General features: G+C 71.0%; 25 protein-coding genes and 5 tRNA genes. 10 read left to right on the top strand and 20 right to left on the bottom strand.

Translation table 11 applies throughout. From position 1 onward, the window contains the following. Positions 1-12: 12 nt before the first annotated feature. The 4 genes from OG242_RS23935 to leuC all read right to left on the bottom strand — a co-directional run bounded on the left by OG242_RS23935 (position 13) and on the right by leuC (position 3,174). Entirely contained in the window at positions 13-675 is a 663-nt protein-coding gene (locus OG242_RS23935; RefSeq protein ID WP_405900108.1) for an HU family DNA-binding protein, read from the bottom strand. 143 nt (positions 676-818) lie between these two features. Continuing rightward, on the bottom strand, positions 819-1,046 hold the full coding sequence (locus tag OG242_RS23930; protein WP_026242491.1) for a hypothetical protein: 228 nt from the start codon (positions 1,044-1,046) through the stop codon (positions 819-821). Between the two features lie 104 nt (positions 1,047-1,150). Further along, complete coding sequence (gene leuD, locus OG242_RS23925) at positions 1,151-1,744, bottom strand: 3-isopropylmalate dehydratase small subunit (RefSeq protein WP_405900107.1); 594 nt, start codon at positions 1,742-1,744, stop codon at positions 1,151-1,153. A 2-nt stretch (positions 1,745-1,746) separates the two neighbouring features. After that, positions 1,747-3,174, bottom strand: coding sequence for a 3-isopropylmalate dehydratase large subunit (gene leuC, locus OG242_RS23920; protein WP_405900106.1), 1,428 nt, complete (start codon positions 3,172-3,174; stop codon positions 1,747-1,749). 174 nt (positions 3,175-3,348) lie between these two features. Between leuC and ndgR the strand changes: the two genes are divergently transcribed. Next, complete coding sequence (ndgR, locus tag OG242_RS23915) at positions 3,349-4,065, top strand: IclR family transcriptional regulator NdgR (RefSeq protein WP_003966003.1); 717 nt, start codon at positions 3,349-3,351, stop codon at positions 4,063-4,065. Between the two features lie 72 nt (positions 4,066-4,137). Here the strand turns inward: ndgR and OG242_RS23910 are convergent, their stop codons facing one another. Next, a complete protein-coding gene (locus OG242_RS23910; RefSeq protein ID WP_402329748.1) occupies positions 4,138-4,620 on the bottom strand; it encodes a DUF4188 domain-containing protein in 483 nt (160 codons plus the stop codon). Between the two features lie 103 nt (positions 4,621-4,723). Here OG242_RS23910 and OG242_RS23905 point away from each other — a divergent pair, with 103 nt between their 5' ends. Next, positions 4,724-5,365, top strand: coding sequence for a MerR family transcriptional regulator (locus tag OG242_RS23905; protein ID WP_405900105.1), 642 nt, complete (start codon positions 4,724-4,726; stop codon positions 5,363-5,365). 74 nt (positions 5,366-5,439) lie between these two features. Here OG242_RS23905 and OG242_RS23900 read toward each other — a convergent pair. From OG242_RS23900 to OG242_RS23855, 10 genes are all read right to left on the bottom strand, one after another. Continuing rightward, a tRNA-Glu gene (locus tag OG242_RS23900) sits at positions 5,440-5,512 on the bottom strand. Between the two features lie 27 nt (positions 5,513-5,539). After that, positions 5,540-5,611, bottom strand: a tRNA-Gln gene (locus tag OG242_RS23895). A gap of 12 nt (positions 5,612-5,623) precedes the next feature. Continuing rightward, a tRNA-Glu gene (locus OG242_RS23890) sits at positions 5,624-5,696 on the bottom strand. A gap of 60 nt (positions 5,697-5,756) precedes the next feature. Further along, positions 5,757-5,829 (bottom strand) — tRNA-Glu (locus OG242_RS23885). 27 nt (positions 5,830-5,856) lie between these two features. After that, a tRNA-Gln gene (locus tag OG242_RS23880) sits at positions 5,857-5,928 on the bottom strand. Positions 5,929-6,013: 85 nt separating this feature from the next. Continuing rightward, the gene (locus OG242_RS23875) at positions 6,014-6,733 is read right to left on the bottom strand and encodes an HAD family hydrolase (RefSeq protein WP_405900104.1); all 720 of its coding nucleotides are present in this window, start codon (positions 6,731-6,733) and stop codon (positions 6,014-6,016) included. A gap of 38 nt (positions 6,734-6,771) precedes the next feature. Next, positions 6,772-6,984 (bottom strand): hypothetical protein, encoded by a 213-nt coding sequence (locus tag OG242_RS23870; RefSeq protein WP_405900103.1) that lies wholly within the window; start codon positions 6,982-6,984, stop codon positions 6,772-6,774. A gap of 148 nt (positions 6,985-7,132) precedes the next feature. Continuing rightward, positions 7,133-8,608, bottom strand: coding sequence for a glutamate--tRNA ligase (gene gltX, locus OG242_RS23865; protein WP_405900102.1), 1,476 nt, complete (start codon positions 8,606-8,608; stop codon positions 7,133-7,135). Next, on the bottom strand, positions 8,601-9,377 hold the full coding sequence (locus OG242_RS23860) for a fumarylacetoacetate hydrolase family protein (protein ID WP_306057846.1): 777 nt from the start codon (positions 9,375-9,377) through the stop codon (positions 8,601-8,603). Before OG242_RS23860 ends, gltX begins: the two co-directional genes overlap by 8 nt. A gap of 89 nt (positions 9,378-9,466) precedes the next feature. Then, complete coding sequence (locus OG242_RS23855) at positions 9,467-9,655, bottom strand: hypothetical protein (RefSeq protein ID WP_405900101.1); 189 nt, start codon at positions 9,653-9,655, stop codon at positions 9,467-9,469. 582 nt (positions 9,656-10,237) lie between these two features. Here OG242_RS23855 and OG242_RS23850 point away from each other — a divergent pair. The 8 genes from OG242_RS23850 to OG242_RS23815 all read left to right on the top strand — a co-directional run bounded on the left by OG242_RS23850 (position 10,238) and on the right by OG242_RS23815 (position 21,029). Beyond that, a complete protein-coding gene (locus OG242_RS23850; RefSeq protein ID WP_405900100.1) occupies positions 10,238-14,026 on the top strand; it encodes a nitrate- and nitrite sensing domain-containing protein in 3,789 nt (1,262 codons plus the stop codon). Positions 14,027-14,035: 9 nt separating this feature from the next. Then, on the top strand, positions 14,036-14,449 hold the full coding sequence (locus OG242_RS23845; protein ID WP_168713747.1) for a roadblock/LC7 domain-containing protein: 414 nt from the start codon (positions 14,036-14,038) through the stop codon (positions 14,447-14,449). 132 nt (positions 14,450-14,581) lie between these two features. Further along, a complete protein-coding gene (locus OG242_RS23840) occupies positions 14,582-14,989 on the top strand; it encodes a DUF742 domain-containing protein (protein ID WP_405900099.1) in 408 nt (135 codons plus the stop codon). After that, entirely contained in the window at positions 14,970-15,554 is a 585-nt protein-coding gene (locus tag OG242_RS23835) for an ATP/GTP-binding protein (protein ID WP_028444348.1), read from the top strand. Before OG242_RS23840 ends, OG242_RS23835 begins: the two co-directional genes overlap by 20 nt. A gap of 509 nt (positions 15,555-16,063) precedes the next feature. Next, positions 16,064-19,291: a nitrate- and nitrite sensing domain-containing protein gene (locus OG242_RS23830; RefSeq protein WP_405900098.1), complete on the top strand. Its 3,228-nt coding sequence runs from the start codon at positions 16,064-16,066 to the stop codon at positions 19,289-19,291. Positions 19,292-19,301: 10 nt separating this feature from the next. Further along, complete coding sequence (locus tag OG242_RS23825) at positions 19,302-19,715, top strand: roadblock/LC7 domain-containing protein (RefSeq protein ID WP_018551717.1); 414 nt, start codon at positions 19,302-19,304, stop codon at positions 19,713-19,715. 98 nt (positions 19,716-19,813) lie between these two features. Further along, the gene (locus OG242_RS23820) at positions 19,814-20,467 is read left to right on the top strand and encodes a DUF742 domain-containing protein (RefSeq protein WP_405900097.1); all 654 of its coding nucleotides are present in this window, start codon (positions 19,814-19,816) and stop codon (positions 20,465-20,467) included. After that, positions 20,448-21,029: an ATP/GTP-binding protein gene (locus OG242_RS23815; protein ID WP_014048542.1), complete on the top strand. Its 582-nt coding sequence runs from the start codon at positions 20,448-20,450 to the stop codon at positions 21,027-21,029. The genes OG242_RS23820 and OG242_RS23815 overlap by 20 nt, the downstream gene beginning before the upstream one ends. 249 nt (positions 21,030-21,278) lie before the next feature. On the opposite strand, the gene OG242_RS23810 is transcribed toward OG242_RS23815, so the two are convergent. The 5 genes from OG242_RS23810 to OG242_RS23790 form a co-directional block, all read right to left on the bottom strand. Next, positions 21,279-21,482, bottom strand: a complete 204-nt coding sequence (locus tag OG242_RS23810; protein WP_405900096.1) for an acyl-CoA carboxylase subunit epsilon — start codon at positions 21,480-21,482, stop codon at positions 21,279-21,281. An 18-nt stretch (positions 21,483-21,500) separates the two neighbouring features. Next, positions 21,501-23,084 (bottom strand): acyl-CoA carboxylase subunit beta, encoded by a 1,584-nt coding sequence (locus tag OG242_RS23805; RefSeq protein ID WP_405900095.1) that lies wholly within the window; start codon positions 23,082-23,084, stop codon positions 21,501-21,503. A 153-nt stretch (positions 23,085-23,237) separates the two neighbouring features. Continuing rightward, positions 23,238-24,479, bottom strand: a complete 1,242-nt coding sequence (locus tag OG242_RS23800; RefSeq protein ID WP_405900094.1) for a carbohydrate ABC transporter substrate-binding protein — start codon at positions 24,477-24,479, stop codon at positions 23,238-23,240. Further along, a complete protein-coding gene (locus tag OG242_RS23795) occupies positions 24,476-25,501 on the bottom strand; it encodes a hypothetical protein (protein WP_405900093.1) in 1,026 nt (341 codons plus the stop codon). The genes OG242_RS23800 and OG242_RS23795 overlap by 4 nt, the downstream gene beginning before the upstream one ends. Continuing rightward, positions 25,498-26,934: a hypothetical protein gene (locus tag OG242_RS23790; RefSeq protein WP_405900092.1), complete on the bottom strand. Its 1,437-nt coding sequence runs from the start codon at positions 26,932-26,934 to the stop codon at positions 25,498-25,500. The genes OG242_RS23795 and OG242_RS23790 overlap by 4 nt, the downstream gene beginning before the upstream one ends. Positions 26,935-26,998 lie beyond the last annotated feature (64 nt).

The following is a 26,998-nucleotide window of genomic DNA, read 5'->3' as shown; positions in this document are numbered from 1 at the left end:
TGTGGCCCGGTCTCACTTCTTGCGCGCGGTGGCCTTCTTGGCCGTGGTCTTGCGCGCGGTGGTCTTCTTCGCGGGCGCCTTCTTCGCCGTGGTCTTCTTGGCGGGCGCGGTCTTGGCGGTGGTGGTCTTCTTGGCCGCCGCCGACTTCGCCGCCGCCGGGGTGGCCTTCTTCGCGGTGGCCGTCGTCGTCTTCTTCGCGGGCGAGGTCTTCTTCGCGGTCGCGGTGGTCTTCTTGGCGGCGGCGGTGGTCTTCTTCGCCGGGGTCGCCGCCTTCTTGGCGGTGGCCTTCTTCGCGGTGGCCTTCTTGGCGGCGGCCTTGGCCGTCGTACGGGTGGAAGAACCGCCCGAGAGGCTGCCCTTGGGTGCCTTCTTCACGGCCACGTCGTTCTTGGGGAGCTTCTTGGAGCCGCTCACCAGGTCCTTGAAGCCCTGGCCCGCGCGGAAGCGGGGCACCGAGGTCTTCTTGACCCGCACGCGCTCACCCGTCTGCGGGTTGCGCGCGTAGCGGGCGGGGCGGTCGACCTTCTCGAACGAGCCGAAGCCGGTGACCGAGACCCGGTCCCCCGCGACAACCGCACGGACGATCGCGTCGAGCACCGCGTCGACGGCGTCCGCGGCCTGCTGCCGGCCGCCGACCTTGTCGGCAATCGCTTCTACGAGCTGCGCCTTGTTCACGTCTTCCCCTTCGGAGACATTGCCGGAACGAATCTGTTCAGGCTTTTTCGCACGTTAGGCAGATATATACCGCAAATCAAACACGAAACGGGCTAATCACCCTAGTGCCGCAACGAAGTCGACCGCCGCGCAGTTCTGCGGAGTCAGTCACCTTCGGGGAATCGGCCCTCGTCGAGGTCCTTCATCAACCGGTCCAGACGCCTTGCCGCGCCCGGGAGATCGTGCTTCGCCGTGGCCGTCACGACCATCAGCTTCCGGTTCAACGCCATCCTTACGCCGTCCGGGACTTGCAGTGCGCGCACCCGGGAGTGCGCTTCCTTCAATTGGTCGGCGACTTGGCCGTAAAGCTTGAGTTGGCTGTCGCGTTCCATGCGCCGATTGTGCCATCTGGGGCGAGTTGTCGCCCGACGGGGTCCCAACAAACGACTGCGCCCCCTACCAGAAGGCAGGGGGCGCAGTCCTGAAAACTCGCTGATCAGGCCTGAATTGTGCGGGGCTTGTAGGCCGGCCGGGCCGCCTCGTAGGCCGCGATGTCGCCTTCGTTCTGAAGGGTGAGGCTGATGTCGTCCAGCCCGTTCAGCAGCCGCCAGCGGGCGTTCTCGTCGAGCTCGAAGCCGGCCGTGATGCCCTCGGCGCGCACCTGCCGGGCCTCCAGGTCGACGGTCACCTCGGCCGTCGGGTCGGCCTCCGTCAGCTCCCAGAGGGCGTCGACCGTCTGCTGGTCGAGGACCACGGTCAGCAGACCGTTCTTCAGCGAGTTGCCGCGGAAGATGTCGGCGAACCGGGAGGAGATGACGGCCTTGAACCCGTAGTTCTGCAGGGCCCAGACGGCGTGCTCGCGGGAGGAGCCGGTGCCGAAGTCGGGGCCGGCGACCAGGACCGACGCGCCCTTGCGCTCGGGGCGGTTGAGGACGAAGTTCTCGTCCTTGCGCCAGGCCTCGAAGAGCCCGTCCTCGAAGCCGTCCCGGGTGACCTTCTTCAGCCAGTGGGCGGGGATGATCTGGTCGGTGTCGACGTTGCTGCGGCGCAGCGGGACGGCCCGGCCGGTGTGCGTGGTGAAAGCTTCCATGGTTATCGGACTCCGGCAGGCGTACGGGCGTCGGACAGGTCGGCGGGCGAGGCCAGATGGCCCAGCACGGCGGTGGCGGCGGCGACCTGCGGGGAGACCAGGTGCGTACGGCCGCCCTTGCCCTGCCGGCCCTCGAAGTTGCGGTTCGAGGTGGAGGCGGAGCGCTCGCCGGGGGCCAGCTGGTCGGGGTTCATGCCGAGGCACATCGAGCAGCCCGCGTGCCGCCATTCGGCGCCGGCGGCGGTGAAGACCTTGTCCAGGCCCTCGTCGACGGCCTGGAGGGCGACCCGGACGGAGCCCGGGACGACCAGCATCCGTACGCCGTCGGCGACTTTGCGGCCGTCCATGATCGCAGCCGCGTTGCGCAGGTCCTCGATGCGGCCGTTGGTGCAGGAGCCTACGAAGACGGTGTCCACGCTGATCTCGCGCAGCGGCTGCCCCGCGGTCAACCCCATGTACTCCAGGGCCTTTTCGGCGGCGTTGCGCTCCGAGGCGTCCTCGTACGAAGCGGGATCGGGGACGTTGGCCGACAGGGGCGCGCCCTGGCCGGGGTTGGTGCCCCAGGTGACGAACGGCGCCAGTTCGGCTGCCTCGATGACCACCTCGGCGTCGAAGACCGCGTCGTCGTCGGTGCGCAGCGTCTTCCAGTACGCGACGGCGGCGTCCCAGTCCTCGCCCTGCGGGGCGTGGTCGCGGCCCTTGAGGTAGTCGAAGGTGGTCTCGTCGGGGGCGATCATGCCCGCCCGCGCTCCGGCCTCGATCGACATGTTGCAGATGGTCATCCGGGCCTCCATCGAGAGCTTCTCGATGGCGGAGCCGCGGTATTCGAGGATGTAGCCCTGGCCGCCGCCGGTGCCGATCCGGGCGATGATCGCGAGGATCAGGTCCTTGGCGGTGACGCCGTCGGGCAGTTCGCCGTCGATGGTGATCGCCATCGTCTTCGGGCGGGCCATCGGCAGCGTCTGGGTGGCCAGCACGTGCTCGACCTGGCTGGTGCCGATGCCGAACGCGAGGGCGCCGAACGCGCCGTGCGTGGAGGTGTGGGAGTCGCCGCAGACCACGGTGGTGCCGGGCTGGGTCAGGCCCAGCTGCGGGCCGACCACGTGCACGACGCCCTGCTCGACGTCGCCCAGCGGGTGCAGCCGGACGCCGAACTCCGCGCAGTTCTTCCGCAGCGTCTCCAGCTGGGCACGGGAGACCGGGTCGGCGATCGGCTTGTCGATGTCGAGGGTCGGGGTGTTGTGGTCCTCGGTGGCGATGGTGAGATCGAGGCGCCGCACCGGGCGTCCGGCCTGCCGCAGGCCGTCGAACGCCTGGGGACTGGTCACCTCGTGCAGCAGGTGCAGATCGATGAAGAGGAGGTCGGGCTCGCCCTCGGCGCGCCGGACGATGTGATCGTCCCAAACCTTCTCCGCGAGTGTCCTACCCATCGCTTTCCCTCCGGCCGGCGTCATCGCCGGCCCAACTAGAGATTCGGTGCGCCCCCGTCCGGACCCCCGTGCGGGGCGGTGGCTACGGGCCGTTGTGGGGCCGCCGGTACAGGTTCGCAACTTCCGGGGAAAATTGAACTTGCGTTTCACAGAGTGAGACGCGAGTATCGTCGTATGGACAACTCTAGCGGCGTCGGCGTTCTCGACAAGGCGGCTCTGGTATTGAGCGCCCTGGAGTCCGGGCCGGCCACCCTCGCCGGGCTGGTCGCGGCGACCGGGCTCGCACGACCCACGGCCCACAGGCTGGCCGTGGCACTGGAACACCACCGGATGGTGGCGAGGGACATGCAGGGCCGGTTCATTCTCGGCCCCCGGCTCTCCGAGCTGGCCGCAGCGGCGGGCGAGGACCGCCTGCTGGCCACGGCCGGGCCGGTGCTCACGCATCTGCGCGACATCACCGGCGAGAGCGCGCAGCTCTATCGCCGGCAGGGCGACATGCGGATCTGCGTGGCGGCGGCGGAGCGGCTGTCCGGACTGCGGGACACCGTGCCGGTCGGCTCCACGCTCACCATGAAGGCGGGTTCCTCCGCGCAGATCCTGATGGCCTGGGAGGAGCCGGAGCGCCTGCACCGCGGCCTCCAGGGCGCCCGCTTCACGGCGACGGCGCTCTCGGGTGTACGGCGGCGCGGCTGGGCCCAGTCGATCGGTGAGCGCGAGCCGGGCGTGGCCTCGGTCTCGGCCCCGGTGCGCGGGCCGTCGAACCGGGTGGTCGCCGCCGTCTCGGTCTCCGGACCGATCGAGCGGCTGACCCGGCACCCGGGCCGGATGCACGCCCAGGCCGTCATCGACTCGGCCGCCCGGCTGAGCGAGGCGCTGCGCCGCACCGGCTGAGCCCCGGCCGGCGCCCCCTCTCCCGTGGCCGCCCCAGCGTCGTGGCGGCCCCCTTCTCAGCCCCTCCCCGCGTCACTTCGCGCCGGATCGATGCGCGAGCCGGTCCGCCGCGCGGCGGCCCCGCCCCTCGATCGGCAGCGACCCCGTCGCCGCGGCCAGTCCGTACGCCGGCATGTCGGCGTATATGGACTCGTAGCCGCCCTCGGGCACGATGTAGGTCTCGTGCCACAGCCCCACGTGCTGCCGGGAGTTCTTCTCCTTGCGGTTGAGCATCGCCCAGGCCTTGCGGTGGAACATGTCGGGCGCCGAGGCATACGCGTACAGCTTCTCCTTCGACTCCCAGTACTGGACGACGTAGTACGTCCGCGGTGAGCCGGACAGCAGGATGTGGCCGAGCAGCCCCCTGGCCCTGTCCGCCTTCAACTCCCGCAGCATGCGCAGCATCGCCAGCATGACCGGCAGCCAGTGGTGCACGCCTCTGAAGTGGTTGATGCGCATGCCGATCAGCAGGACGACGACATCGCCCTCCGCTGCGGCGGTCGTCCTTCCCGGCATGACTTTCGTGGACACACGAGCCCCCTGGATGTTGTTGGAGAGTGCCACTATCCAATGGTTGGATAGTGGCACTGCCCAAGGGTGGGCGCAAGGGAAGGACGGCATGCGACTCTCGGAACTGAGCGAGCGCAGCGGCATCGCGACCGCGACGATCAAGTACTACCTGCGCGAGGGACTGTTGCCGCCGGGCGAGCGGCTGAGCGCGACGCAGGCGGAGTACGACGAGAGCCATCTGCACCGGCTGCGCCTGGTCCGGGCACTCCTCCAGGCCGGCCGCCTGCCCGTCGCCACGGCCCGCGAGGTGCTCGCCCATGTCGACGACGACTCGCTGGGTCGCACGATCCGCCTGGGCGCGGCCCTCTGGGCGCTCCCGCACGGGCCGGAGCCGGACGAGGAGGGCCCGGAGACGGCGGCGGCGCGTGCGGAAGTCGACGCCCTGCTGGACCGGTTGGGATGGACGGGCGCCCGGGAGATCGGCGAGCTCTCCCCCGTCTACCGCTCGCTCGTCGCGGGCCTGGCCACGCTCGCCCGGCTCGGCTATCCGTACGAGAGCGCGCACTTGGAGGAGCACGCCCGGCTGATGCACGAGGTGGCCGTGCGGGACCTGGACCTGCTGGAGACGTACCCGAGCCGCGCCCAGCAGGTGGAGATGGCGGTGGCCTCGGCGGTGCTGTACGAGCCGCTGCTGACGTCGCTGCACCGGCTGGCCCAGGAGGAGGAGTCGGCCCGGCGGTACGGGTATTGAGCGGGGCGGTCCGGGTCCGCGTACAAGCGAAAGGCCCTTCACCGGAGTGAAGGGCCTTCGTCTCTTGCCTGTTGTACCCCCGACCGGATTCGAACCGGCGCTACTGCCGTGAGAGGGCAGCGTGCTAGGCCGCTACACAACGGGGGCTTGTCCTGCAATGTGCTCTGTACTGCGCTGGGCTACCAGGACTCGAACCTAGAATGACGGTACCAGAAACCGTAGTGTTGCCAATTACACCATAGCCCATGGTGTTGCAAGTACCCCCGACCGGATTCGAACCGGCGCTACTGCCGTGAGAGGGCAGCGTGCTAGGCCGCTACACAACGGGGGCCCTAGCGATCCTGCATCGAGACCGTGGGTGCGACCCAGATGATCTCGCGGGAAGGATCTGTACCCCCGACCGGATTCGAACCGGCGCTACTGCCGTGAGAGGGCAGCGTGCTAGGCCGCTACACAACGGGGGCTTGTCCTGCAATGTGCTCTGTACTGCGCTGGGCTACCAGGACTCGAACCTAGAATGACGGTACCAGAAACCGTAGTGTTGCCAATTACACCATAGCCCACTGAAACGCAACCCCTGGGGGCCTTGTTTCTGTCTGCGCTTCCCGGCCGGATCTTTCGGCCCGCTCGGGCGGCGCAGGAAGAACATTACCCGAAGGTGTCCGACGCTCCAAAACGGGTATTGCCCGCGAGCAGCCCGGGCAGCTGGTCCAGCCCCGTGATCCGGGCCAGCTCGGGCCGCCCGCCTCTGCCGCGCCGGTCCAGCCAGACGGCGGCGAGTCCGGCGGCGGCGGCTCCCGCGGCGTCGATGTCGGGTTCGTCCCCGACGTACAGCACCTCGTGCGCGTCGAGTCCCAGCGCCTCGCAGGAGGCGAGGAACGCCCCGGCAGCGGGCTTGGAGACGCCCAGCTCGGCCGCGCAGAGCAGGGACTCGAACCGGTCGCGCACCCCGAGCACGGTCAGCTTCTGGTGCTGCGACTCCTGGGCCGAGTTGGACAGCACGGCGTGCCGGTACGTCCCCGCCAGGGCGTCGAGCGCGGGTACGGCGTCCGGGAAGAGCGCCCAAGCGGACTCGTAGTGCGAGACGTGGCGAGCGAACCAGGCGTCGGCCTCGTCGTCGTCCAGCGCCCGCCCCAGGAACTCCCTGGCCCGGTCCCGCCGCTGCCCCTGCCAGTCCGTCTCTCCGGCGGAGAACCGGGCCCAGTGCCGCTGCGAGACCCGCTGCCACGCGTCGACGGCCTCTTCGGCCGTGGCGTAACCCGGGGGCAGCCCCTCCGCCGCGAGATGCCGGGCCATGCCGGTGGCGGCGGCCGCCGTGTGGTCGAAGATCGTGTCGTCGATGTCCCAGAGGACGGCTCTGATGGCCATACGGCCACGCTATCGCGCCGGTCCCGCGCGGCGGGAGGTCAGAACCGCTGCTGGTCGACGCCGGGCGGCAGGAGGCACGGGGTGTTCACGACGAAGACGAGAAGGTCCTTGCCCACCGACGCCACGGAGACGAACTGATGATCCTCCGGATGCCGCGCGTCCACGGCGTTCGCCCGCTCCTCGTCCCTGTTGACGGCGAAGCCCTGGATCTCGAAGCCCTTCTTCTTCAGAGCCTCCTTGACGGCGGTCACCGCTGCGGCGTGGCCGGCGCGGGGAAGAGTGCCGAGACGACCGCCACATCCGCTGCCCCGTTCTCGCTCGAGTGTCCGGCGGGAGGCGGCGTGGAAACGGCGGAGGCCGGGCCCCCAAGGGGTCCGGCCTCCGGTGTGTTCGGCGTCGTTACGCGGTCAGCTTCGCCAGCGCCGCGTCGATGCGGGCGATCGTCTTCTCGCGGCCCAGGATCTCCAGGGACTCGAAGAGGGGGAGGCCGATCGTGCGGCCGGTGACGGCCACGCGGACCGGGGCCTGGGCCTTGCCGAGCTTGAGGCCGTGCTGCTCGCCGGCGGCGAGGACGGCGGCCTTGAGGGCGTCGGCGTTCCAGTCGGCGGCGATCAGTTCGGCGCGGGCCGTGACGAGGAGGGCGTCGGAGCCCTCCTTCATCGCCTTGGCCCAGGACGCCTCGTCGTGCACCGGCTCGTCGAGGAACAGGAAGTCCACGTTGGCGGTGATCTCGGAGAGCACCGTGACCCGGGTCTGGGCGTGCGGGGCGATCTCGGCGAAGACCGCCGCGTCGAAGGACTCCGGGGCCCAGGGGGCGAACGGCGCCTGCAGCCAGGGGCCGCACGCCTCGGTGAACGTCTTCACGTCGAGGCGGCGGATGTGCTCCGCGTTGACGTGCTCGCACTTCTTGAGGTCGAAGCGGGCCGGGTTGGCGTTGACGTCCTTGATGTCGAAGGCGGCGACCATCTCGTCGATGCCGAAGATGTCGCGGTCCTCGGCGATCGACCAGCCGAGCAGCGAGAGGTAGTTGAGCAGCCCCTCGCGGACGAAGCCGCGCTCGCGGTAGAGGTTGAGCGAGGCCTGCGGGTCGCGCTTGGAAAGCTTCTTGTTGCCCTCGCCCATGACGTACGGCAGGTGTCCGAAGGCGGGGGTGTCCTTGGCGATGCCCAGCTCGATGAGCGCCCGGTACAGGGCGATCTGGCGCGGGGTGGAGGAGAGCAGGTCCTCGCCGCGCAGGACGTGGGTGATCTCCATCAGCGCGTCGTCCACCGGGTTGACCAGCGTGTAGAGCGGGGCGCCGTTGGCGCGGACGATGCCGTAGTCCGGGACGTTCTCCGGCTGTACGGTGATGTCGCCGCGGACCAGGTCGGTGAAGGTGATCGCCTCGTCGGGCATCCGGAAGCGGACGATCGAGGTGCGCCCCTCGGCCTCGTACGCGGCCTTCTGCTCGTCGCTCAGCTCGCGGCAGTGGCCGTCGTAGCCGGACGGCCGGCCGGCGGCGCGGGCGGCGTCGCGGCGGGTGTCCAGCTCCTCGGTGGTGCAGTAGCAGGGGTACGCGTAGCCGCCGGCGAGGAGCTTCTCGGCGACGTCCTTGTAGATGTCCATCCGCTGCGACTGGCGGTACGGGGCGTGCGGGCCGCCGGCCTCGGGGCCCTCGTCCCAGTCCAGGCCGAGCCAGCGCATCGCGTCGAGGAGCTGCTCGTAGGACTCCTCGGAGTCGCGCGCCGCGTCGGTGTCCTCGATGCGGAAGACCAGGGTGCCCTGGTGGTGCCGGGCGAAGGCCCAGTTGAAGAGGGCCGTCCGGACCAGGCCGACGTGCGGGTTGCCGGTCGGGGAGGGACAGAAACGTACACGTACTGCGGGTGCGTTAGCCACGCTTGATCACCTTGTTGGTGAGAGTGCCGATGCCTTCGATGGTGACGGCGACCTCGTCGCCGACATGGAGGGGTCCGACCCCTGCGGGAGTGCCGGTGAGGATCACGTCACCCGGAAGCAGCGTCATGGCTTCCGTGATGTGGACGACCAGGTCCTCGATGGTCCGGATCATGTCGCTCGTCCGGCCGAGCTGGCGTTGCTCGCCGTTGACCGTGGCCTGGATGGCGAGGTCGCTGGGGTCGAGGTCGGTCTCCACCCAGGGGCCGAGGGGGCAGGAGGTGTCGAAGCCCTTGGCCCGGGCCCACTGCTTCTCCCGCTTCTGGGCGTCGCGGGCGGTGACGTCGTTGGCGCAGGTGTAGCCGAAAATGACGTCCTTGACCCGCTCGCGCGGCACTTCGCGGCACATCCGGCCGATGACCACGGCCAGTTCGGCCTCGTGGTGGACCTCGTCGGAGAAGGAGGGGTACTCGATGGCATCTCCGGAGCCGATCACCGAGGTGGTGGGCTTGAAGAAGGCGACGGGGACGTCGGGGACCTCGTTGCCGAGTTCGGCGGCGTGCTCCGCGTAGTTGCGGCCGATGGCCACGACCTTGTTGGGGAGCACGGGCGGCAGCAGCCGCACCTTGTTCAGCGGGACCTTGGTCCCGGAGAGCTCGAACTCGGAGTACGGAATGCCCTTGATGATGTCGAGGACGAGACCGTCGGGCCCGTCGCCCTCGACCGCGCCGAAGGCGACATTGCCGTCGATGGAGAACCTGGCGATGCGCACGGGTTGCTGTCGCCCCTCACTGCTTGCTGGGTGCCTGAAAAAGACTGACGCTCCAGGCTAGCGCGCATGAGGGGCGCTCCCGTGCGGGATCACTCCGCGGCGACGGGGCTCGTGGCGGGGGCCTTCATGAGGATCGTGCGGCGCGGGTTGGCGGTCTGCGTCGGCAGCTGGACCGCGTGCTGCCGGAGTTCCGCCGTCCTCAGCGCCTCGGCGTCCTTGAGGTGCGCCAGCGTGGTGCGCCGGGGGTTGGCGATGTTGCGGGACGTCGTCGTGTTCATCTGCCGTACGGGCCCTGTCGTCGGGGCGCCGCCCGTGCGAGGGGGCGCCGGTTGTCGGTTCTGCCATCCCAGTAAAGCGGCAGGCTAAACATGTGATTCCCATCGGGCGCCCGGAAGAGACGGAGATCTTCATGTGAGTTTGCTCACGAACAGCCGGACAATTACCCCAATACGGGCAGGTGGTCTGGACCTCGAAAACGGACATGTCACCCCTGAACCAGCCATTCCGCTCCTGATCATGGCGACTGGGACACCCCCCGCCACGATCGGACTCGCGCCGAATCGTCCGTTATGTCACTGAACACCCCGCACCCCTTGTTACGCAGCCATCACAAGGTGTCACGCAGGTCACAGCCCGGTACCTGGCCCTTGTTGGAGATCCGCCACTGTGCTGGAATTCCACGCACCGCCGCGGGTTTCAAGCCGGCGCGCAGGGGGCGCAACGTAGCGCCGAGTGGCGGCGGGAAGGGGAAGAGCGCCGGTCACTCACGACCACCATGGGGCGCGACAACGCCCCACCACGCCGACACCGTTTCCTCCGTTCACGACGGAGGAGCGCCTGGTCCAGAGGTTGCGACGCTAGTGCAGGGACGTTTCAAGAGGGATGGCAGCGCTGCGGCGGAACAGGAGCCGCGCGGCGGGACCGACCGCGGTGCCTCGCCCCAGCACGCCCAGAACCCCGGGCCGGCCGCGGCCGGTGACCACGGCGACCGAGACGGGCGCCCCGGCGCCGCGCCGGCCGGTGGCGAGCCCGAGCAGACCGCAGCGCCCAGGTCGCGCGGCCCCGTCAACACCGGCTCGCGCATGGCACTCCGCAACTGGCGCATCAGCACGCGCCTGGTGTCCCTGCTCGCCCTCCCCGTGGTCGCCGCGACCTCCCTGGGCGGTCTGCGCATCAACGAGTCGATGAACGACATCCAGCAGCTGGAGCACATGCAGCTGCTGACGGAGATGACCAAGCAGGCGACCTCGCTGGCGCAGGCGCTCCAGGAGGAGCGCGACCAGACGGCCGGCCCGCTGTCCAACGGCGTGCCCGCGACCGACTTCAAGGTCACCACGCCCCGCGGGAAGACCGACAAGGCGCAGAAGGCGTTCCTCCGCGGCACCGACAACATCGGCGACACCACCGGCGACGAGACGCTGGAGAGCATCCACGCCAGCGTCCAGCAGATCGCCGCGCAGCTCAGCTCCATCCGCGACATCCGCAAGCAGGCGTACGTCAAGAACAGCCCGAGTCTCCAGACGGTCGACGCCTACAGCCAGCTGATCACCTCGCTGCTGAGCCTCTCCCAGGACATGGCGCAGGCGACCAGCAGCCCCGAGATGATCAAGCGCACGCGTGCGCTGGCGGCCTTCTCCTCCTCGAAGGAGTACGCCTCGATCCAGCGCGCGATCATCGCCGCCGCGCTGCCGAACAGCGACGACGAGAAGCCGAAGCTCAACCGGAACGACCAGCAGTTCGGTCTGGCCGCGCAGCGCAAGGAGGACGCGGCCCGCAACTCGTTCGAGGCGATCTACACCACCACGGGCAAGAACGTCGGCGAGCTGACCGCGACGCTCGACGACGACGGGCATCCGGACATCAAGGCCGCGGACACGTACGCGAAGAAGATGCTGGAGAACCCCATCTCCATGAGCACCGAGTCCGCTCGGCGCTCGTACATGAACTGGTACGACCAGGACACCATCAAGATCCAGGCGATGAAGCGGGTCGAGGAGACCCTGCTCAGCGACATGGAGGGCAAGGCGCGCGAGCTGCGCGACCAGTCCCAGCGCGAGGCGATCATCTCCGGTGCGCTGATCCTGCTGGTGCTCGGCGTCTCCCTGGTCGGCGCCTTCGTCGTCGCCCGGTCCATGATCCGCTCGCTGCGCCGGCTCCAGGACACCGCGACGCGCGTCGCCCAGGACCGCCTGCCCGAGCTGGTCAAGCAGCTCTCCGAGTCCGACCCGCAGGACGTCGACACCTCGGTCGAGTCCGTCGGTGTGCACTCCCGCGACGAGATCGGCAAGGTGGCCGCGGCCTTCGACGACGTGCACCGCGAGGCGGTCCGTCTCGCCGCCGAGCAGGCCCTCCTGCGGGGCAACGTCAACGCGATGTTCACCAACCTCTCGCGCCGCTCGCAGGGCCTCATCCAGCGTCAGCTCTCGCTCATCTCCGAGCTGGAGTCGCGCGAGGCCGACCCGGACCAGCTCTCCTCGCTCTTCAAGCTCGACCACCTCGCGACCCGTATGCGCCGGAACGGCGAGAACCTCCTCGTCCTCGCGGGCGAGGAGCCGGGCCGCCGGTGGACCCGCCCCGTCCCGCTCGTCGACGTGCTCCGCGCCGCCGCGTCCGAGGTGGAGCAGTACGAGCGCATCGAACTGGCCGCGGTGCCCGCCACCGAGGTCGCCGGCCGGGTCGTCAACGACCTCGTGCACCTGCTCGCCGAGCTGCTGGAGAACGCCACGTCGTTCTCCTCGCCGCAGACGAAGGTCCGGGTCACCGGTCACGCGCTGCCCGACGGCCGGGTGCTCGTCGAGATCCACGACACCGGCATCGGCCTCTCCCCCGAGGACCTGGCGGCGATCAACGAGCGGCTCGCCTCGCCGCCCACCGTGGACGTCTCGGTCTCCCGCCGCATGGGCCTGTTCGTGGTCGGCCGGCTCTCCCTGCGTCACGGCATCCGCATCCAGCTGCGCCCCTCCGACTCGGGCGGCACCACCGCGCTGGTCATGCTCCCGGTCGACGTCGCACACGGCGGCAAGCAGCCGGCCCCGAAGCAGATGCCCGGCCAGCAGTCCCCCGGCGGCCTGCTCGCCGGCAACAGCGGTGCCCCGGCGCAGCGCGGCCAGGTCGGCCCCGGCCCCGGTGCCCCCCAGCGCGGCCAGGTCGGCGCGGGCTCCGGCCCCCGGGCCGCGCTGCCCGCCCGCGACGGCAACCGCCCGCAGAACCCGCAGGGCGGTCCCGGCGGGCAGGACCCGGCGTTCCAGAACCCGCAGCGGCCGCAGGACGGTGCCCGTCCGGAGCAGCCGCGTCAGGGCGGCCAGGGCGGCGGTCTCGCCGGTGCCTTCGGCGGTGCCCGGGCCGGTGCCCGCGGCGGCCAGGGCGACGGCGGTACGGACACCAACCGGCCCAGCCTGTTCGACCAGCGGCGCCCCGAGCAGAACGGTCCCGCCCGGCAGGTCCCGCACCCCCAGCAGGCCCGGCTCGACCAGGGTGGCCAGGGCGGGCAGGACGGCCGCAACGCCTTCGAGCCGCCGCGCGGTCCCGGCCGGGGCGAGCGCCAGCTGCCGCCCGTCGGCGGTCCGCGTGCGGAGCTGCCCGGCGGCACTCCGGCCCCGGGCGCGCCGAACGGCGGCTTCCCCGGCCCGCAGCGCCCGCAGACGACGAGCTGGGGCACCGACGAGCCGTCCGCGCCCCGGCGTGCGCCGCTGGACGCGCCGCGCGGTCACGAGGAGTCCGAGACCACGGGCCGCTTCCAGCAGCCCCAGGCCCCGCGCCTCCCGGCCGACGACCGCCAGGGTCCGGGTGCCACCGCGGAGTTCGCCCGCCCGGACTTCTCGGCCCCCGCGCCGGGCGCGCAGAACGGACCGCGCGACTCCGGCCCGTACGGCAACGGGCCGCAGAACAACGGCCCCCAGAACAACGGGCCGCAGAACAACGGACCTCAGCACAACGGACCGCAGCACGACGGCTCGTACGGCAACGTCCCGCAGAGCCCGGACGTGACGAGCACCTCGCAGTTCGCCCGGCCGGACTTCGGTGCCCCGCAGCAGCCGGTGCCCCCGCGGCGCGACAACCAGGACTTCGGCGCGCCGCGTCCGCCCATGGCGGGACAGGCCCCCGAGGCCCCGTACCGCCCGGTCCTGCCGCAGCAGCCGCAGCAGCCCGAGGCGCTGCCGCCGGCCTCCGGGCCCGGCGACGGCCGTACCCCGCTGTACGACACGCTGGAGACCAACTGGTTCCGCGGTCCGCAGCCGGGTGCGCCGCAGCAGCAGCCTCCCGCCGCGCCGGCGCCGGACTTCCCGCAGCAGCCCGTGCAGGAGCCCGCGGCTCCCGCGCCGCAGCGGAGCCTCGGCGACACCGGTGCGACGAGCGCCTGGCGCGCCTCGCCGAACGACGAGATCGTCCGGCAGGCGGAGCGGGTGAAGAAGCCCGCGGCGGGCGGGATCACCACGTCCGGTCTGCCTCGCCGGGTCCCGCGCGCCAACCTGGTGCCGGGTACCGCCCAGCAGCAGGACAACCAGTCCGGTCCGCAGGTCTCCCGAGCGCCCGACGATGTGCGCGGGCGTCTGACCAACCTCCGCCGCGGCATCCAGCAGGGACGCCAGGCGGGCAACGGTCAGACCGGCAGTTTCCCCCTCGGCCCCACTCACCAGCAGGAGCGTTAGTTGAGCCCGATGAGTCAGGCCGCACAGAATCTGAACTGGCTGATCACCAACTTCGTGGACAACACCCCAGGGGTGTCGCACACGGTGGTGGTCTCGGCGGACGGCCTGCTGCTGGCGATGTCCGAAGGTTTCCCGCGCGACCGCGCCGACCAGCTGGCGGCCGTCGCGTCCGGACTGACGTCGCTCACGGCAGGTGCCTCCCGGATCTTCGAGGGCGGCGCCGTCAGCCAGACCGTGGTGGAGATGGAGCGGGGGTTCCTGTTCCTCATGTCCGTCTCGGACGGCTCCTCGCTGGCCGTGCTGGCCCACCCGGACGCCGACATCGGTCTGGTCGGCTACGAAATGGCCCTGCTGGTGGACCGGGCGGGCTCCGTCCTGACCCCGGACCTCCGTGCGGAGCTGCAGGGCAGCCTGCTCCACTAGGCGGCCCGAACCAGTGACACAGACGATCAACCCAGGAACCGCACCCAACCCTCGCCCGTCCGGCCGCTTACAGCCCCCCACCGGCCCCTTCAGACGGCAAGCCGACACCCTGCTGTCACGCCCGGAGGACTCATGACCCCGCCACCCGCCTCACCCGATCCGTACGGCGCGTCCAGCCACGCGTCGTACGACAGCGAGGGTGACCAGCCGCTGGTCCGTCCGTACGCCATGACCGGCGGACGCACCCGGCCGCGCTACCAGCTAGCGATAGAAGCACTGGTCAGCACCACGGCCGACCCCGCGCATCTGGGGACCCTGCTTCCCGAGCATCAGCGGATCTGCCACCTGTGCCGCGAGGTCAAGTCGGTGGCCGAGGTCTCGGCCCTGCTGTCGATGCCCCTCGGCGTGGCGCGGATCCTCGTCGCGGACCTGGCGGAAGCCGGCATGGTGGCCATCCACCAGCCGGGCAATGGAGAGGCCGGCGGCGCGCCGGATGTGACACTGCTCGAAAGGGTGCTCAGTGGACTTCGCAAGCTCTAACGGCGGTGCGGCGACCCGGGCCACCACCTCGGCGAAGATCGTCGTGGCCGGTGGGTTCGGCGTGGGTAAGACCACGTTCGTCGGTGCCGTCTCGGAGATCAATCCGCTGCGCACCGAAGCCGTGATGACGTCCGCCTCGGCGGGCATCGACGACCTCACGCACACCGGCGGCAAGACCACCACGACGGTGGCGATGGACTTCGGCCGCATCACGCTCGACCAGGACCTGATCCTGTACCTCTTCGGTACGCCGGGCCAGGACCGCTTCTGGTTCATGTGGGACGACCTGGTACGCGGCGCGATCGGCGCCGTCGTCCTGGTCGACACCCGCCGTCTCGCGGACTGCTTCCCGGCCGTCGACTACTTCGAGAACAGCGGGCTGCCGTTCGTCATCGCCCTCAACGGCTTCGACGGACACCAGCCGTACACCCCCGACGAGGTGCGCGAGGCGCTCCAGATCGGCCCCGACACCCCGATCATCACCACGGACGCGCGGCACCGCGCGGACGCGAAGAGCGGCCTGATCACGCTGGTCGAGCACGCTCTGATGGCCCGGCTCAAGTAGCCGCAAGTCGGAAGTGGCATACGGCAGTTAGCGTAGTCACACGGGGGCGGGCTGTGTCCTTTGACACGATCCGCCCCCGTATTCATAACGTTTCGACAGAGAATTGCCCCGCGATCAACACCGGATGCGCACGAGCGGTGTCGCTGCGCTCACATGAGCCTCGCCTTTTGGCGGGGCTCGCTCTTTATGCCCGATTTATCTGAGGCGTGGGCCACTCGGAATCGCCCATTCCGACTGTTTGGAACGCGGCCGTCGGCCGTGCTGCAATTCGACCAACTCCCGAGTAGGACCGTCCGGCACATGGTGGGCGGATGAAGGAGCGGGGCTGGGTGCGTGCAGCTGCAAGGCGGAGGATTGAGCCAACGCGGAGCGTTGGTGATTGACGACAACGCCGCAGATGCGCGTGCCCAGCCCCGCGACGCCGCCCACCATGTGCCGGACGGTCCGAGTACGGCCCTGAACTAAACCCGGCACAGCGTAGGTGCCGACGCCGAGAGGTTGTTGGTCGAGTGAGGCGTAACAACGAGGGCTCCACGGCGCAGGCGGAGCGGGGCAACTTCACCCCGCCATCGCGAGCCGCGGCGCCGTCCGCCGACGTGTCCGAAGGGGCACCGGCCGGTGGCAGCACCAGCCGGCTGTCCCCGCGCAACTGGCGGGTGCCCACCCGGCTGAACGCGATCCTCCTGATCCCGGTGCTGGTCGGCCTGGTCATGGGCGGCTTCCAGGTGAAGGGCTCGATCGACACCTGGCAGGAGGCCCAGGACGCGGAGAAGACCGCGCTCATCGTGCGTGCGGCCGCCGAGTACGGGCAGGCCCTGCTCAACGAGCGCGACCTCACCGCGCAGCCGCTGCTGTCGAACAAGCGGGACGACGAGGTCGTCACGCAGACCCGCGCCACCACCGACGCGGCCGCGGAGAAGTTCGACCAGGCCGTCAGGGACATGCCTGCCAAGCAGGGCCTCCAGCGCCGCCTCAAGCTGTTCAGGCTGGAGGAGCCCAAGCTCCCGCAGCTGCGCAAGGTGGCCTACACCGCGGCCATGGACCCGGTGAAGACCGAGGAGGGCTACGTCCAGGTCCAGCACTCCCTGATGGAGTTCTGCAACGAACTGGGCCTCGGCACCGGCAACATCACCAGCTACGGCCGTACCGTCTACGCGATCGAGCTGGCCAAGGCCGCAGAATCGCTTCAGCGCTCGATCGGCATGCACCTCCTGGTCCGTCCCAGCAAGGAGGACGGCAAGTTCAACGACCAGGTCAAGGCCTTCGGCTCGTACAACTACCTGGAGCAGATCGCCCTCGGCGAGTTCACCTCCGGCGGTACGGAGGCCGACGCGGCCCGGCTGAAGAAGGTCATGGGCGCCAAGGCCGCCGCCGGCGCCGCCGAGCTCAAGGCCGCCAAGGAGAAGGCCGACGCGGCCGGGGTGCCGTTCGTGGCCCCGCCCACCATCGACGGCTCGGTCTACGACGGCATGGCCCAGGAGATCGGCCTCGGCCGCGACCCCGGGGAGCTGAAGGCGAAGGGCATCACGCCCGAGACCTGGACGGCCGCCGCGACCGCCAAGTTCGACGGCTACACCACGGTCGAGGACGAACTGGTCGACAAGGCCGTGACCGAGGCGGCGGAGATCTCCGCCGACGCCCGGACCGACGCCATCGTCAACGCTTCGATCGTCATCGTCGCCCTGCTGGCCGCGTTCATCCTGGCCGGGCTCATGGCCCGCCAGATGAGCCGCTCGATGCGCCGGCTGCGTACCGCCGCCTTCGGGATCGCCGAGCAGCGACTGCCCTCGCTGGTCGACCAGCTTTCGCGCACCGACCCGGGCCGGGTCGACACCCGCGTGCAGCCGATCCCGATCACCTCGCAGGACGAGATCGGCGAGGTCGCCCGCGCCTTCGACCAGGTGCACCAGGAGGCGGTCCGGCTCGCGGCCGAGCAGGCCATGCTCCGGGGCAACGTCAACGCGATCTTCACCAACCTCTCGCGCCGCAACCAGTCGCTCATCGAGGGCCAGCTGACCCTGATCACCGACCTGGAGAACAACGAGGCCGACCCGGACCAGCTGGAGAGCCTGTTCCGGCTCGACCACCTGGCGACCCGCATGCGGCGCAACGGCGAGAACCTCCTCGTCCTCGCCGGCGAGGAGCCCGGCCGCCGCTGGAACCAGCCGGTGCCGCTGGTGGACGTGTTGCGCGCCGCCTCGTCCGAGGTGGAGTCCTACGAGCGCATCGAGCTCTCCGGCGTCCCGGAGACCGAGATCCACGGCCAGTCCGTCACCGACCTCGTGCACCTGCTGGCCGAGCTGCTGGAGAACGCCACGACGTTCTCCTCGCCGCAGACCAAGGTGCGGGTCACCGCGACCCGGCTGCCCGACGGCCGCGTGATGATCGAGATCCACGACAAGGGCATCGGCCTCACCGCCGAGGACTTCGCCGACATCAACCACAAGCTGGCCAACCCGCCGACGGTGGACGCCGCGGTCTCGCAGCGCATGGGCCTGTTCGTGGTCGGCCGGCTCGCCGACCGGCACGGCATCCGGGTCCAGCTGCGCCCCTCGGGCGAGCAGGCCGGCACGACCTCGCTGGTCATGCTGCCCGACGCGATCACCCACGGTGGCGGCGGCGAGGCCCCGGAGCAGGACGACTTCACCGTCTCCTCGATCATCCCGCAGCAGCAGACGTTCGACGCGCTGCCGCAGCAGCCGCAGCTGCGTACGGCGGCCGAACTCGGCTTCGACGACTCGCGTTACGACGAGGCGTCCGCGGACGCCACCCAGCTCGACCCGGTGGGCCGCTCGCTGATGCGCGAGGAGCGCCGCGCGGCGCTGGAGGCCCAGGCCGTCGGCGGCGAGCGCCAGGCATACCCGCAGCAGGCGCAGCAGGGACAGCCGGAGCAGGCCTACGCCGAGGGCGCGTACGGGCAGGACGCCTATGCGGGGAACGGCGAGGCCGCCTACACCGGCAACGGCCAGGACGCCTACGCCGCGAACCAGTACGAGGGCGGCTACGACCCGTACGCCGGTGCCGTCGGCTACGAGGGGCAGCCCGCCTACGACGGCTCCCAGGGCGGCTATCCGGAGGCGGCTTACGCGACCCCGGAGGCGCCCCAGCAGGGCTACGACGAGCAGTACGCCGTCCAGCCCCAGCAGGAGGAGTGGCCAGCTCAGGGTGCGTACCAGGGCGGGTTCGAGCCGGTCGCGCAGCCGGAAGCGGAATCTGTGGCGGGCGCTCCCGCCGAGCCGCAGGAGCGCGTAGGCTTCGACCGTTCGGGCCCCGTCCCGAACGCCGGCCACGAACTGACCGAAGCCGGTCTGCCGCGCCGGGGCGGCCAGCAGCACTGGCAGCCCACGGGCCAGGGGAACGGCCGGCCCGAGGGAGCGCAGGAGCGTCCGCAGCAGCACGAACTGCCGCAGCGGCCGTCGCCGGCGCGACAGGAGCCCGACGGAGACGCCGGGAACGACGGACCCGAGGACTGGCGCTCGGCCAACGACGAGCGCTGGGAGCGGGCCGAGAAGCTCCGGGAGCCGAAGGCGGGCGGGATAACCCCCTCCGGTCTTCCCCGGCGGGTACCCAAGGCCAACCTGGTCGAGGGCACCGCCGAACAGACCCAGCAGGGCGGCCCCCAGGTCTCCCGCGCCCCGGAGGACGTGCGTGGCAGGCTGAGCAACCTGCGGCGCGGTGTCCTCAGGGGACGCAACGCGGGTTCGGACACAAGTAATACCTACAACCAGGAGCGTTAGTGTGAGCCCGATGAGCCAGGCGGCGCAGAATCTGAACTGGTTGATCACCAACTTCGTGGACAACACCCCCGGGGTGTCCCACACGGTGGTGGTCTCCGCCGACGGACTCCTGCTGGCGATGTCCGAGGGATTCCCGCGTGACCGTGCCGACCAGCTGGCGGCGGTCGCCTCCGGGCTGACCTCGCTGACGGCCGGCGCCTCGCGGATCTTCGAGGGAGGTGCGGTGAATCAGACGGTTGTGGAGATGGAGCGTGGATTCCTCTTCATCATGTCGGTTTCCGATGGATCCTCCTTGGCCGTTCTCGCACACCCGGACGCCGACATCGGCCTGGTCGGGTACGAAATGGCCCTTCTGGTGGACCGCGCGGGCAGCGTGCTGACGCCGGACCTCCGTGCCGAACTCCAGGGAAGTCTTCTTAACTAGTCTTATCCAGTAACCAGACAGTGCGTTTCGCGTCACCGCGCCATAGGGTGCGGTGGCGCGGCCCACTGCGATCGGGGCCGGCAGGCGGAGGAGGAATCGTGGGTACACCCCCAGGCGGGCACCAGTACGACGGTGACCGGCACGTACCGGGTGAGCACGGGGACGAACGTTTCAACTCCCCCTCCGCACCCGGGAGACAGGGCGCGCAGCAGCCTCAGCAGCCCTACCGGCCGTACGCGCAGCCGCAGTACGGCCAGGCGGGCCCCGACTGGCCGCAGCAGGAGCCCCAGCAGCCCTCGCAGCAGCCCCACCACCCCCGGCGTCCCCACCGCTTCGACGCGCCGCAGCAGCAGCCCCGCATCCAGCCGGTGCAGCCGCGGCGGGCTCCCGAGCCGGCGGCTCCGGCCGCGCACAATCCGCTGGTCCGTCCGTACGCCATGACAGGTGGCCGGACCCGACCGCGCTACCAACTCGCCATTGAGGCGTTGGTCAGTACGACGGCCGATCCGTCCAGGCTGCAAGGGCAGTTGCCCGAGCACCAGCGGATCTGCCGGCTGTGTTTCGAGATCAAGTCGGTGGCCGAGATCTCGGCCCTCCTCTCGATCCCCCTCGGCGTGGCCCGGATCCTCGTAGCCGACCTGGCAGAGGCGGGACTCGTCGCTATCCACCAGCCCGGCGGCGACGAGTCCGCCGGCGGCCAGCCAGATGTGACACTGCTCGAAAGGGTGCTCAGTGGACTTCGCAAGCTCTAGCGGCGGAGCGGCCCGCTCCACTACCTCGGCGAAGATCGTGGTGGCAGGGGGCTTCGGCGTGGGTAAGACCACGTTTGTCGGTGCCGTCTCGGAGATCAATCCGCTGCGCACCGAAGCCGTGATGACGTCCGCCTCGGCGGGCATCGACGACCTGACGCACACGGGGGACAAGACCACCACGACGGTGGCGATGGACTTCGGCCGCATCACGCTCGACCAGGACCTGATCCTGTACCTCTTCGGTACGCCGGGCCAGGACCGCTTCTGGTTCATGTGGGACGACCTGGTGCGCGGCGCGATCGGCGCCGTCGTCCTGGTCGACACCCGCCGTCTCGCGGACTGCTTCCCGGCCGTCGACTACTTCGAGAACAGCGGGCTGCCGTTCGTCATCGCCCTCAACGGCTTCGACGGACACCAGCCGTACACCCCCGACGAGGTGCGCGAGGCGCTTCAGATCGGGCCGGACACGCCGATCCTGACTACGGACGCGCGGCACCGGGCGGATGCGAAGAGTGCGTTGATCACGCTCGTGGAGCATGCGCTCATGGCGCGCCTGCGGTAGGTGGCTTCGGTACGCCGAGGGCCCCGCACTCCTGTGAGTGCGGGGCCCTCGTGCGTGTGCCGCTCGGCCTGGCGGCCTTGCTTGTCCTCAATCGCCGGACGGGCTTGATTCTGCCCGCGCGGCCTTGGATTGCACGTGCGGGCGCGGTTTGCCTGCGCGGCCTCGGATTGCCTGTGCGGGCGCGGATTGCCTGGGCGGGCGCGAAGAGGCCCGCACAGGCTCGTACCGCCTGTGCGGGCCTCTTGCGGGTCAGCCCTGCCAGCTGTGCGGGGCGCGGAAGCCCGGGGTGCGTTCCAGGCGGCGCCAGGCGGCCGTGTCTCGGACCCGGGTGGGGGCGGCGGCGGGCTGGGCTGCGGCGCGGGCGAGGAGGACCGCGGTGATGGCGGCCAGTTCCTCGGGGTCGGCGAGGCCCTTCTCGACGCGCAGTACGGACTCGGCGGTGGCAGTGGTCATGAGTGGTGTCTCCGTCTTCTACTGCGGGGGGTTGCCGTGCTTGCGGGCCGGCAGGTCGGCGTGCTTGGAGCGGAGCATCGCGAGCGAGGCGATCAGGACCTCGCGCGTCTCGGCCGGGTCGATGACGTCGTCGACCAGACCGCGCTCGGCGGCGTAGTAGGGGTGCATCAGCTCGGTCTTGTACTCCTTGACCATGCGGGTCCGCATGGCCTCGGGGTCCTCGGCCTCCGCGATCTGGCGGCGGAAGATGACGTTGGCGGCACCTTCGGCGCCCATGACGGCGATCTCGTTGGTGGGCCAGGCGTAGGTGAGGTCCGCACCGATGGACTGGCTGTCCATGACGATGTAGGCGCCGCCGTAGGCCTTGCGCAGGATCAGCGAGATCCTCGGCACCGTCGCGTTGCAGTACGCGTACAGCAGCTTCGCGCCGTGCCGGATGATCCCACCGTGCTCCTGATCCACGCCGGGCAGGAAGCCGGGTACGTCCAGAAGAGTGATGATGGGGATGTTGAAGGCGTCACACATCTGGACGAAGCGCGCGGCCTTCTCGGAGGCCTCGATGTCCAGGACGCCGGCCAGGGCCTGGGGCTGGTTGGCGACGATGCCGACGACCTGGCCGTCCATCCGGGCCAGGGCGCAGATGATGTTGCGCGCCCAGCGCTCGTGGACCTCCAGGTACTCGCCGTCGTCGACGAGCTCCTCGATGACCTTGTGCATGTCGTACGGGCGGTTGCCGTCGGCGGGGACCAGGTCCAGCAGGGCCTCGCCGCGCCGGTCGGCCGGGTCGTCGCTCTCCGCGGTGGGCGGGTTCTCCCGGTTGTTGGAGGGGAGCATCCCGATGAGGTAGCGGACCTCGGCGATGCAGGTCTCCTCGTCGTCGTACGCGAAGTGCGCGACGCCCGAGGTCTCGGCGTGGACGTCGGCGCCGCCCAGGCCGTTCTGCGTGATCTCCTCGCCCGTGACCGCCTTGACGACGTCGGGGCCGGTGATGAACATCTGCGAGGTCTCACGGACCATGAACACGAAGTCGGTGAGGGCGGGGCTGTAGGCCGCACCGCCGGCGCACGGGCCGAGCATCACGCTGATCTGCGGGATCACCCCGGAGGCGCGGGTGTTGCGCTGGAAGATGCCGCCGTAGCCGGCGAGCGCCGAGACGCCCTCCTGGATACGGGCGCCCGCGCCGTCGTTGAGGGAGACCAGCGGCGCACCGGCCGAGATGGCCATGTCCATGATCTTGTGGATCTTCGTCGCGTGGGCCTCGCCCAGCGCCCCGCCGAAGATCCGGAAGTCGTGCGCGTACACGAAGACCGTCCGGCCCTCGACCGTCCCCCAGCCGGTGACGACACCGTCGGTGTACGGCTTCTTCGCCTCCAGGCCGAAACCCGTCGCCCGGTGCCGGCGCAGCTGCTCGACCTCGTGGAAGGAACCCGGGTCCAGGAGCAGCTCGATGCGCTCGTGCGCGGTCAGCTTGCCCTTGGCGTGCTGCGCCTCGGTCGCCCGGTCACTGGGTCCGCGCCGGGCCTGCTCGCGCAGTGCCAGCAGTTCGGCCACTCGGCCGCGGGTGTCGCTCGGCTCGCCCTGGGTTTCGTCCACAACGGTCATGTATCGACCCTACGAACCCCGCCAAGAAAACCCTGCCGTCGACTCTGCACAGTCTCCTGCCCGGATTACTGGTGGAGCCTGACAGAAGCCCGGCGCCATGCAGGCGAAGTACCAGCCGGTACCCGGCTTCCTTTGTGGAGGTTCCACAAGGGCTCACTGTGGCCTGCCGCACACACCGGTGAGCCTGAGAGTGGTGTCGGGCTGGGCGTCCTGCACGTCCTGGATGTCCTGCAGGCGCGGCAGCACCGGCTCGTCCGGATGCGCCACGGTCAGCAGCACCGCCTCGTAGAACGCGTCCCGCACCGCCGCCGGCATGACGTCCGACGCGTCCAGGCACAGCGGAACCCGCTGGTCCGCGAACCGGCGGCCGACCTCCTGCTCGACCCGCCCCCTGCGCGCCGGGACCGCGGAGTTGGCCGAGAACACCCCGCCCCTGCGGCCCCATTCCTCCTGGGCCTTCTCGGACGTGAGCCGACGGATCAGCGCACGGGCCCGGTCGCCGTCCCCGAACAGCGCGGCGAAGTCGGCCGAGACCTCGTGGGCCTTCACGGTATACCGGCCCCCTGGCAGCAGCGGCGCGGAGTCGGTGAAGGCGGCCCGGTCCCTGTGGTCCCCGTAGAAGGAGCGGGCGAAGGAGCCCTGGTGCTCCAGGGAGCAGCCGCCGCCGAAGAGCAGCCCGTGGCCGCCGGCCGGGCCCCGGTGGTCGTCCTTCAGGATCGCCTCGCGCCGGGCGCGGGAGCCCTGGGCGAGCAGCCCCGCCCAGGTGGTCCAGGCGGTGACGACGTGGTCGGCGGTCCACTTGAGGTCTCCGGTCGCCCAGCGCGCGTACAGCACGGGGCCGGCCTGCTGGAGGAGCAGGTCCTCGATCCAGTCGCTGCCGGGCCAGCCGGAGGAGCCGTCGTCGCCCATGGCGGCGCACCAGGCGTCCAGCGGGGCCGGGGAGGACCGCGGGGTCTCGCCCTCGCGGTACCAGACGATGGACTTGAGGTCGACCTTGAGCGGGACCCACAGGTCCTTGGCCATGCCCTCGGCCTCCGGCAGCCAGGGCCTGCCGTACTCCTCGGGCTCGTAGAGGCCGGTGAGCGACTTCAGCCGGCCCTCGTCGGCGTACTCGACGAGTTCGCCGACGCCGGGCAGGATCGCGATGTCCGGCGGATCGCCGGCCTGGACCTCGGCGAGCAGCACCTCGCGGGTGGCCGCGGTGCCCTGGTAGGCGTACGGGATGCCGAAGCCGTCCAGGACGTCCTTGAACTGCTGTTCCTGCGCGTCGGTCCAGGGTCCGAGGATCGTCACCTTCGGCTCGGTGTCGCTGCCGCCGGGGGCCGCGAGCCCGCAGCCGGACGCGGTCAGGAGCAGGGCGAGGACGAGCAGGAGAGCCCGGAGCGGCCGTCTCATCCGGCCCTCCAGTAGTAGTCGGCGTTGAGTCTGCGGCTGAGACCGGCGGCCGGCAGCAGGAGGACGAGCGCGCCGCCGCCGAGCGCGCCGTAGTAGGTCCAGCTCTGCCAGCTCTCGGCGGCGAGCCGGTCGCGCAGGACGGTGGAGGTCCGGGTGACGTACTGCTGGTCCTTGTCGAGGTGGTGGCGCTCGCGTGCCGTCTGTTCGATCCTCCCCAGCTGGTGACGTGCGGAGTCCAGCCGCTCCTGGGTGGCGGCGGTCGCCCAGAGCGGTACGACGGCCAGGGCGACGGTCACCAGGAGCGCCGGCAGCAGCCACGGGTCGAGGCTGCGGCCGCAGCGGCGGCGCAGCAGCCACAGCGCGCTGAGCGTGGTCACGGCGACGACGGCCAGCCCCACTTCGGCGACGGCCCAGCCGGTGACCTGAAGGGGGCCCAGGGTGCTGATCCGGGTCATCCGCTGCATCTGGTGCTCCTGGAGCACGTCCAGGCGCGGTACGACCCCGGTACCCGGCCGGACGAGCTGGCGCCGGGCCTCGCTCAGTTTCTGCCGCTGCATCAGCTCGTCGTCGACGTACTTGACGGTCCCCGGGGTGATGGAGCCGCTGTACGAGGTGAGCACCCCGGTGACGGTCACCAGGACGACCCGGCCGCGCTCGCCGTCGATCTGGACGTCGGAGAGCCGGGACAGGCCCTGGTTGGCGGCGGAGAGCTGGGCCTCGTAGCGTGCCCCGGCCCCGACGACCACGTCGATCCCGCTCTCCACGGACGCCTCGGCCTCCTGGTGGGCGCGCAGCAGGGCGAGCTGGGTGGCGGCGACGCCCTGGACGGCGGGGGCGGCGTGGGTGCGCATCTCGCCCGCGGCGTTCTGGACCTCGCGGTACGAGACGAGCAGCGCGGTCATCGAGACGAGCGCGCTCAGCACGATGACGGCCAGGTGCAGTTCGAGCAGCCGCCTGGTGCGGGAGCCGGTCGGGCGGCGCGCCCGGAAGGCGCGCGCCCACCGGGTGGGCCGGGGCGTCACAGGGTCCTCCCGCAGGCGATGCAGTACCGGGCGCCCTGCCCGGCGGGGTGGCGGCAGCCGGGGCACTTCACGGGCGGTGGAGCGGCGTGCGGGGGCAGGTCGAGGAGCCGGCCGGACGCGACGTGCAGCCGCCCCTCGCGCACGGTCCCCCGGTCGACGGTGGGGCCGACGCGGACCCGGCCCCGGGCCCCGTCGACGATGTCGGCCACCTTGCGGACGTCGTCCAGCACCCAGGCGGCGCCGATCTCGTGGGCCAGCCGGACCGCGAGGCCGAACTGCCGCTCGGCCTCCTCGCGGCTCATCGGGTCCAGGGCGGCGTATCCCCGGTCCAGGGCGGTCCGCATCCGGGTCGCGGCGTTCACCGCGTCGACGGTGCCGCCTCCGCCGCCGCTGTCCGCGCCCACGGCGACCCCGGGCGGCAGCCAGCGGACCACGAGCGGGGCGGTGGCGTCGCCGACGGACACGGTGGCGAGCTGGAGCAGCACCCCGAGCGGGTCGGTGCTCGCGTCGGCCCGCAGGGTGAGCAGGTAGTCGCGGGCGCCCGGCATCCACCGGTGGGTGGTGAACTCGTACCGGTGCGGGTGCCCGGGCGCGGTCACCGGTACGAGGGAGTGCCACTCGGGCAGGCTCTCGCTCAGGGCGGCCCCGGTCACCGTGGGCCGGCCGGTGACGGTGACGGGCAGTTCGGGGCTCCGGACCCGGCGCAGCTGCCGCAGCGCCCCGGTGACGGCGGGGGCGAACCGGTCGGGCGCGGGCTCGGCCGTGCCGTGCAGGCCCTCGGCGAGGGCGAGCAGCGGGGCGGGGTCCCAGTCCCGGCCGAGCGCCAGCACGTCCACGCCGAACACCCCTTCGCACGCGGCGATCGCGGCCTTCAGCGCGCTGTCCTCGCGGTCCGGTTCGTCGGCCGGGTCGTGGCCGCCGCCGTCGGTGACGAGGATCAGGTGGCGCACGGGCAGGGGGCGTACGGCGAAGAGGGCGCGGGCGGCGGCGAGCCAGGCCCCGTATCCGGGCGGCGGCTCGTCGTCGGGTGTCGGCGCGACGCGGCCGGCGCTGAAGGCGGCCCGGCGCTTCTCGTCGCCGTCGGCCAGGGCCCAGTCCCCGCGCAGCGGGTAGCACCGGGCGGGGGTTTTGTCGCCGGGGTCCTCGACCGTGCCGCCCGTGCCGCCGAGTACGGCGAAGGACAGGCCGTCGGGCAGCGCGCGCATGGCGGCGGCGAGCGCGGCGGCGGCCTCCCCGCGGCGGGCGGGGGCGACGTCCAGGGCGATGACGACGGCGAGTTCGACGGCGGGGCGGCGGTCGCGGGGTCCCGTTCCGGTGGCCTTGACCCGGACGTGGGCGTCGATCCGGGTGTCGCTGTGCGGCTGCTGGTCGCGCCGGACGTCGACGGACACGGCGAAGGCGAGTCCGGTCGGCGGCGGGGCGGGAGCGCCCATGGGTCGGTCTCCAGGGGATGCGGCAGCGGTGCTGCGGACGGCCGGTCGAGCGGTACGCGGGGGC

Source organism: Streptomyces sp. NBC_00727, assembly GCF_045161745.1.
GTDB lineage: Bacteria > Actinomycetota > Actinomycetes > Streptomycetales > Streptomycetaceae > Streptomyces.
Note: the sequence above shows the minus strand (reverse complement) of the source record. Positions and strands in the feature narration are given on the sequence as shown.

Excerpts from the sequence above, each read along its gene's own strand:
- OG242_RS23930 (WP_026242491.1), bottom strand. The coding sequence starts at position 1,046 with ATGGAACGCGACAGCCAACTCAAGCTTTACGGCCAAGTCGCCGACCAA.
- leuD (WP_405900107.1), bottom strand. The coding sequence starts at position 1,744 with ATGGAAGCTTTCACCACGCACACCGGCCGGGCCGTCCCGCTGCGCCGC.
- leuC (WP_405900106.1), bottom strand. The coding sequence starts at position 3,174 with ATGGGTAGGACACTCGCGGAGAAGGTTTGGGACGATCACATCGTCCGG.
- ndgR (WP_003966003.1), top strand. The coding sequence starts at position 3,349 with ATGGACAACTCTAGCGGCGTCGGCGTTCTCGACAAGGCGGCTCTGGTA.
- OG242_RS23910 (WP_402329748.1), bottom strand. The coding sequence starts at position 4,620 with ATGCCGGGAAGGACGACCGCCGCAGCGGAGGGCGATGTCGTCGTCCTG.
- OG242_RS23905 (WP_405900105.1), top strand. The coding sequence starts at position 4,724 with ATGCGACTCTCGGAACTGAGCGAGCGCAGCGGCATCGCGACCGCGACG.
- OG242_RS23875 (WP_405900104.1), bottom strand. The coding sequence starts at position 6,733 with ATGGCCATCAGAGCCGTCCTCTGGGACATCGACGACACGATCTTCGAC.
- OG242_RS23855 (WP_405900101.1), bottom strand. The coding sequence starts at position 9,655 with ATGAACACGACGACGTCCCGCAACATCGCCAACCCCCGGCGCACCACG.
- OG242_RS23845 (WP_168713747.1), top strand. The coding sequence starts at position 14,036 with ATGAGTCAGGCCGCACAGAATCTGAACTGGCTGATCACCAACTTCGTG.
- OG242_RS23840 (WP_405900099.1), top strand. The coding sequence starts at position 14,582 with ATGACCCCGCCACCCGCCTCACCCGATCCGTACGGCGCGTCCAGCCAC.
- OG242_RS23825 (WP_018551717.1), top strand. The coding sequence starts at position 19,302 with ATGAGCCAGGCGGCGCAGAATCTGAACTGGTTGATCACCAACTTCGTG.
- OG242_RS23810 (WP_405900096.1), bottom strand. The coding sequence starts at position 21,482 with ATGACCACTGCCACCGCCGAGTCCGTACTGCGCGTCGAGAAGGGCCTC.
- OG242_RS23805 (WP_405900095.1), bottom strand. The coding sequence starts at position 23,084 with ATGACCGTTGTGGACGAAACCCAGGGCGAGCCGAGCGACACCCGCGGC.
- OG242_RS23800 (WP_405900094.1), bottom strand. The coding sequence starts at position 24,479 with ATGAGACGGCCGCTCCGGGCTCTCCTGCTCGTCCTCGCCCTGCTCCTG.
- OG242_RS23790 (WP_405900092.1), bottom strand. The coding sequence starts at position 26,934 with ATGGGCGCTCCCGCCCCGCCGCCGACCGGACTCGCCTTCGCCGTGTCC.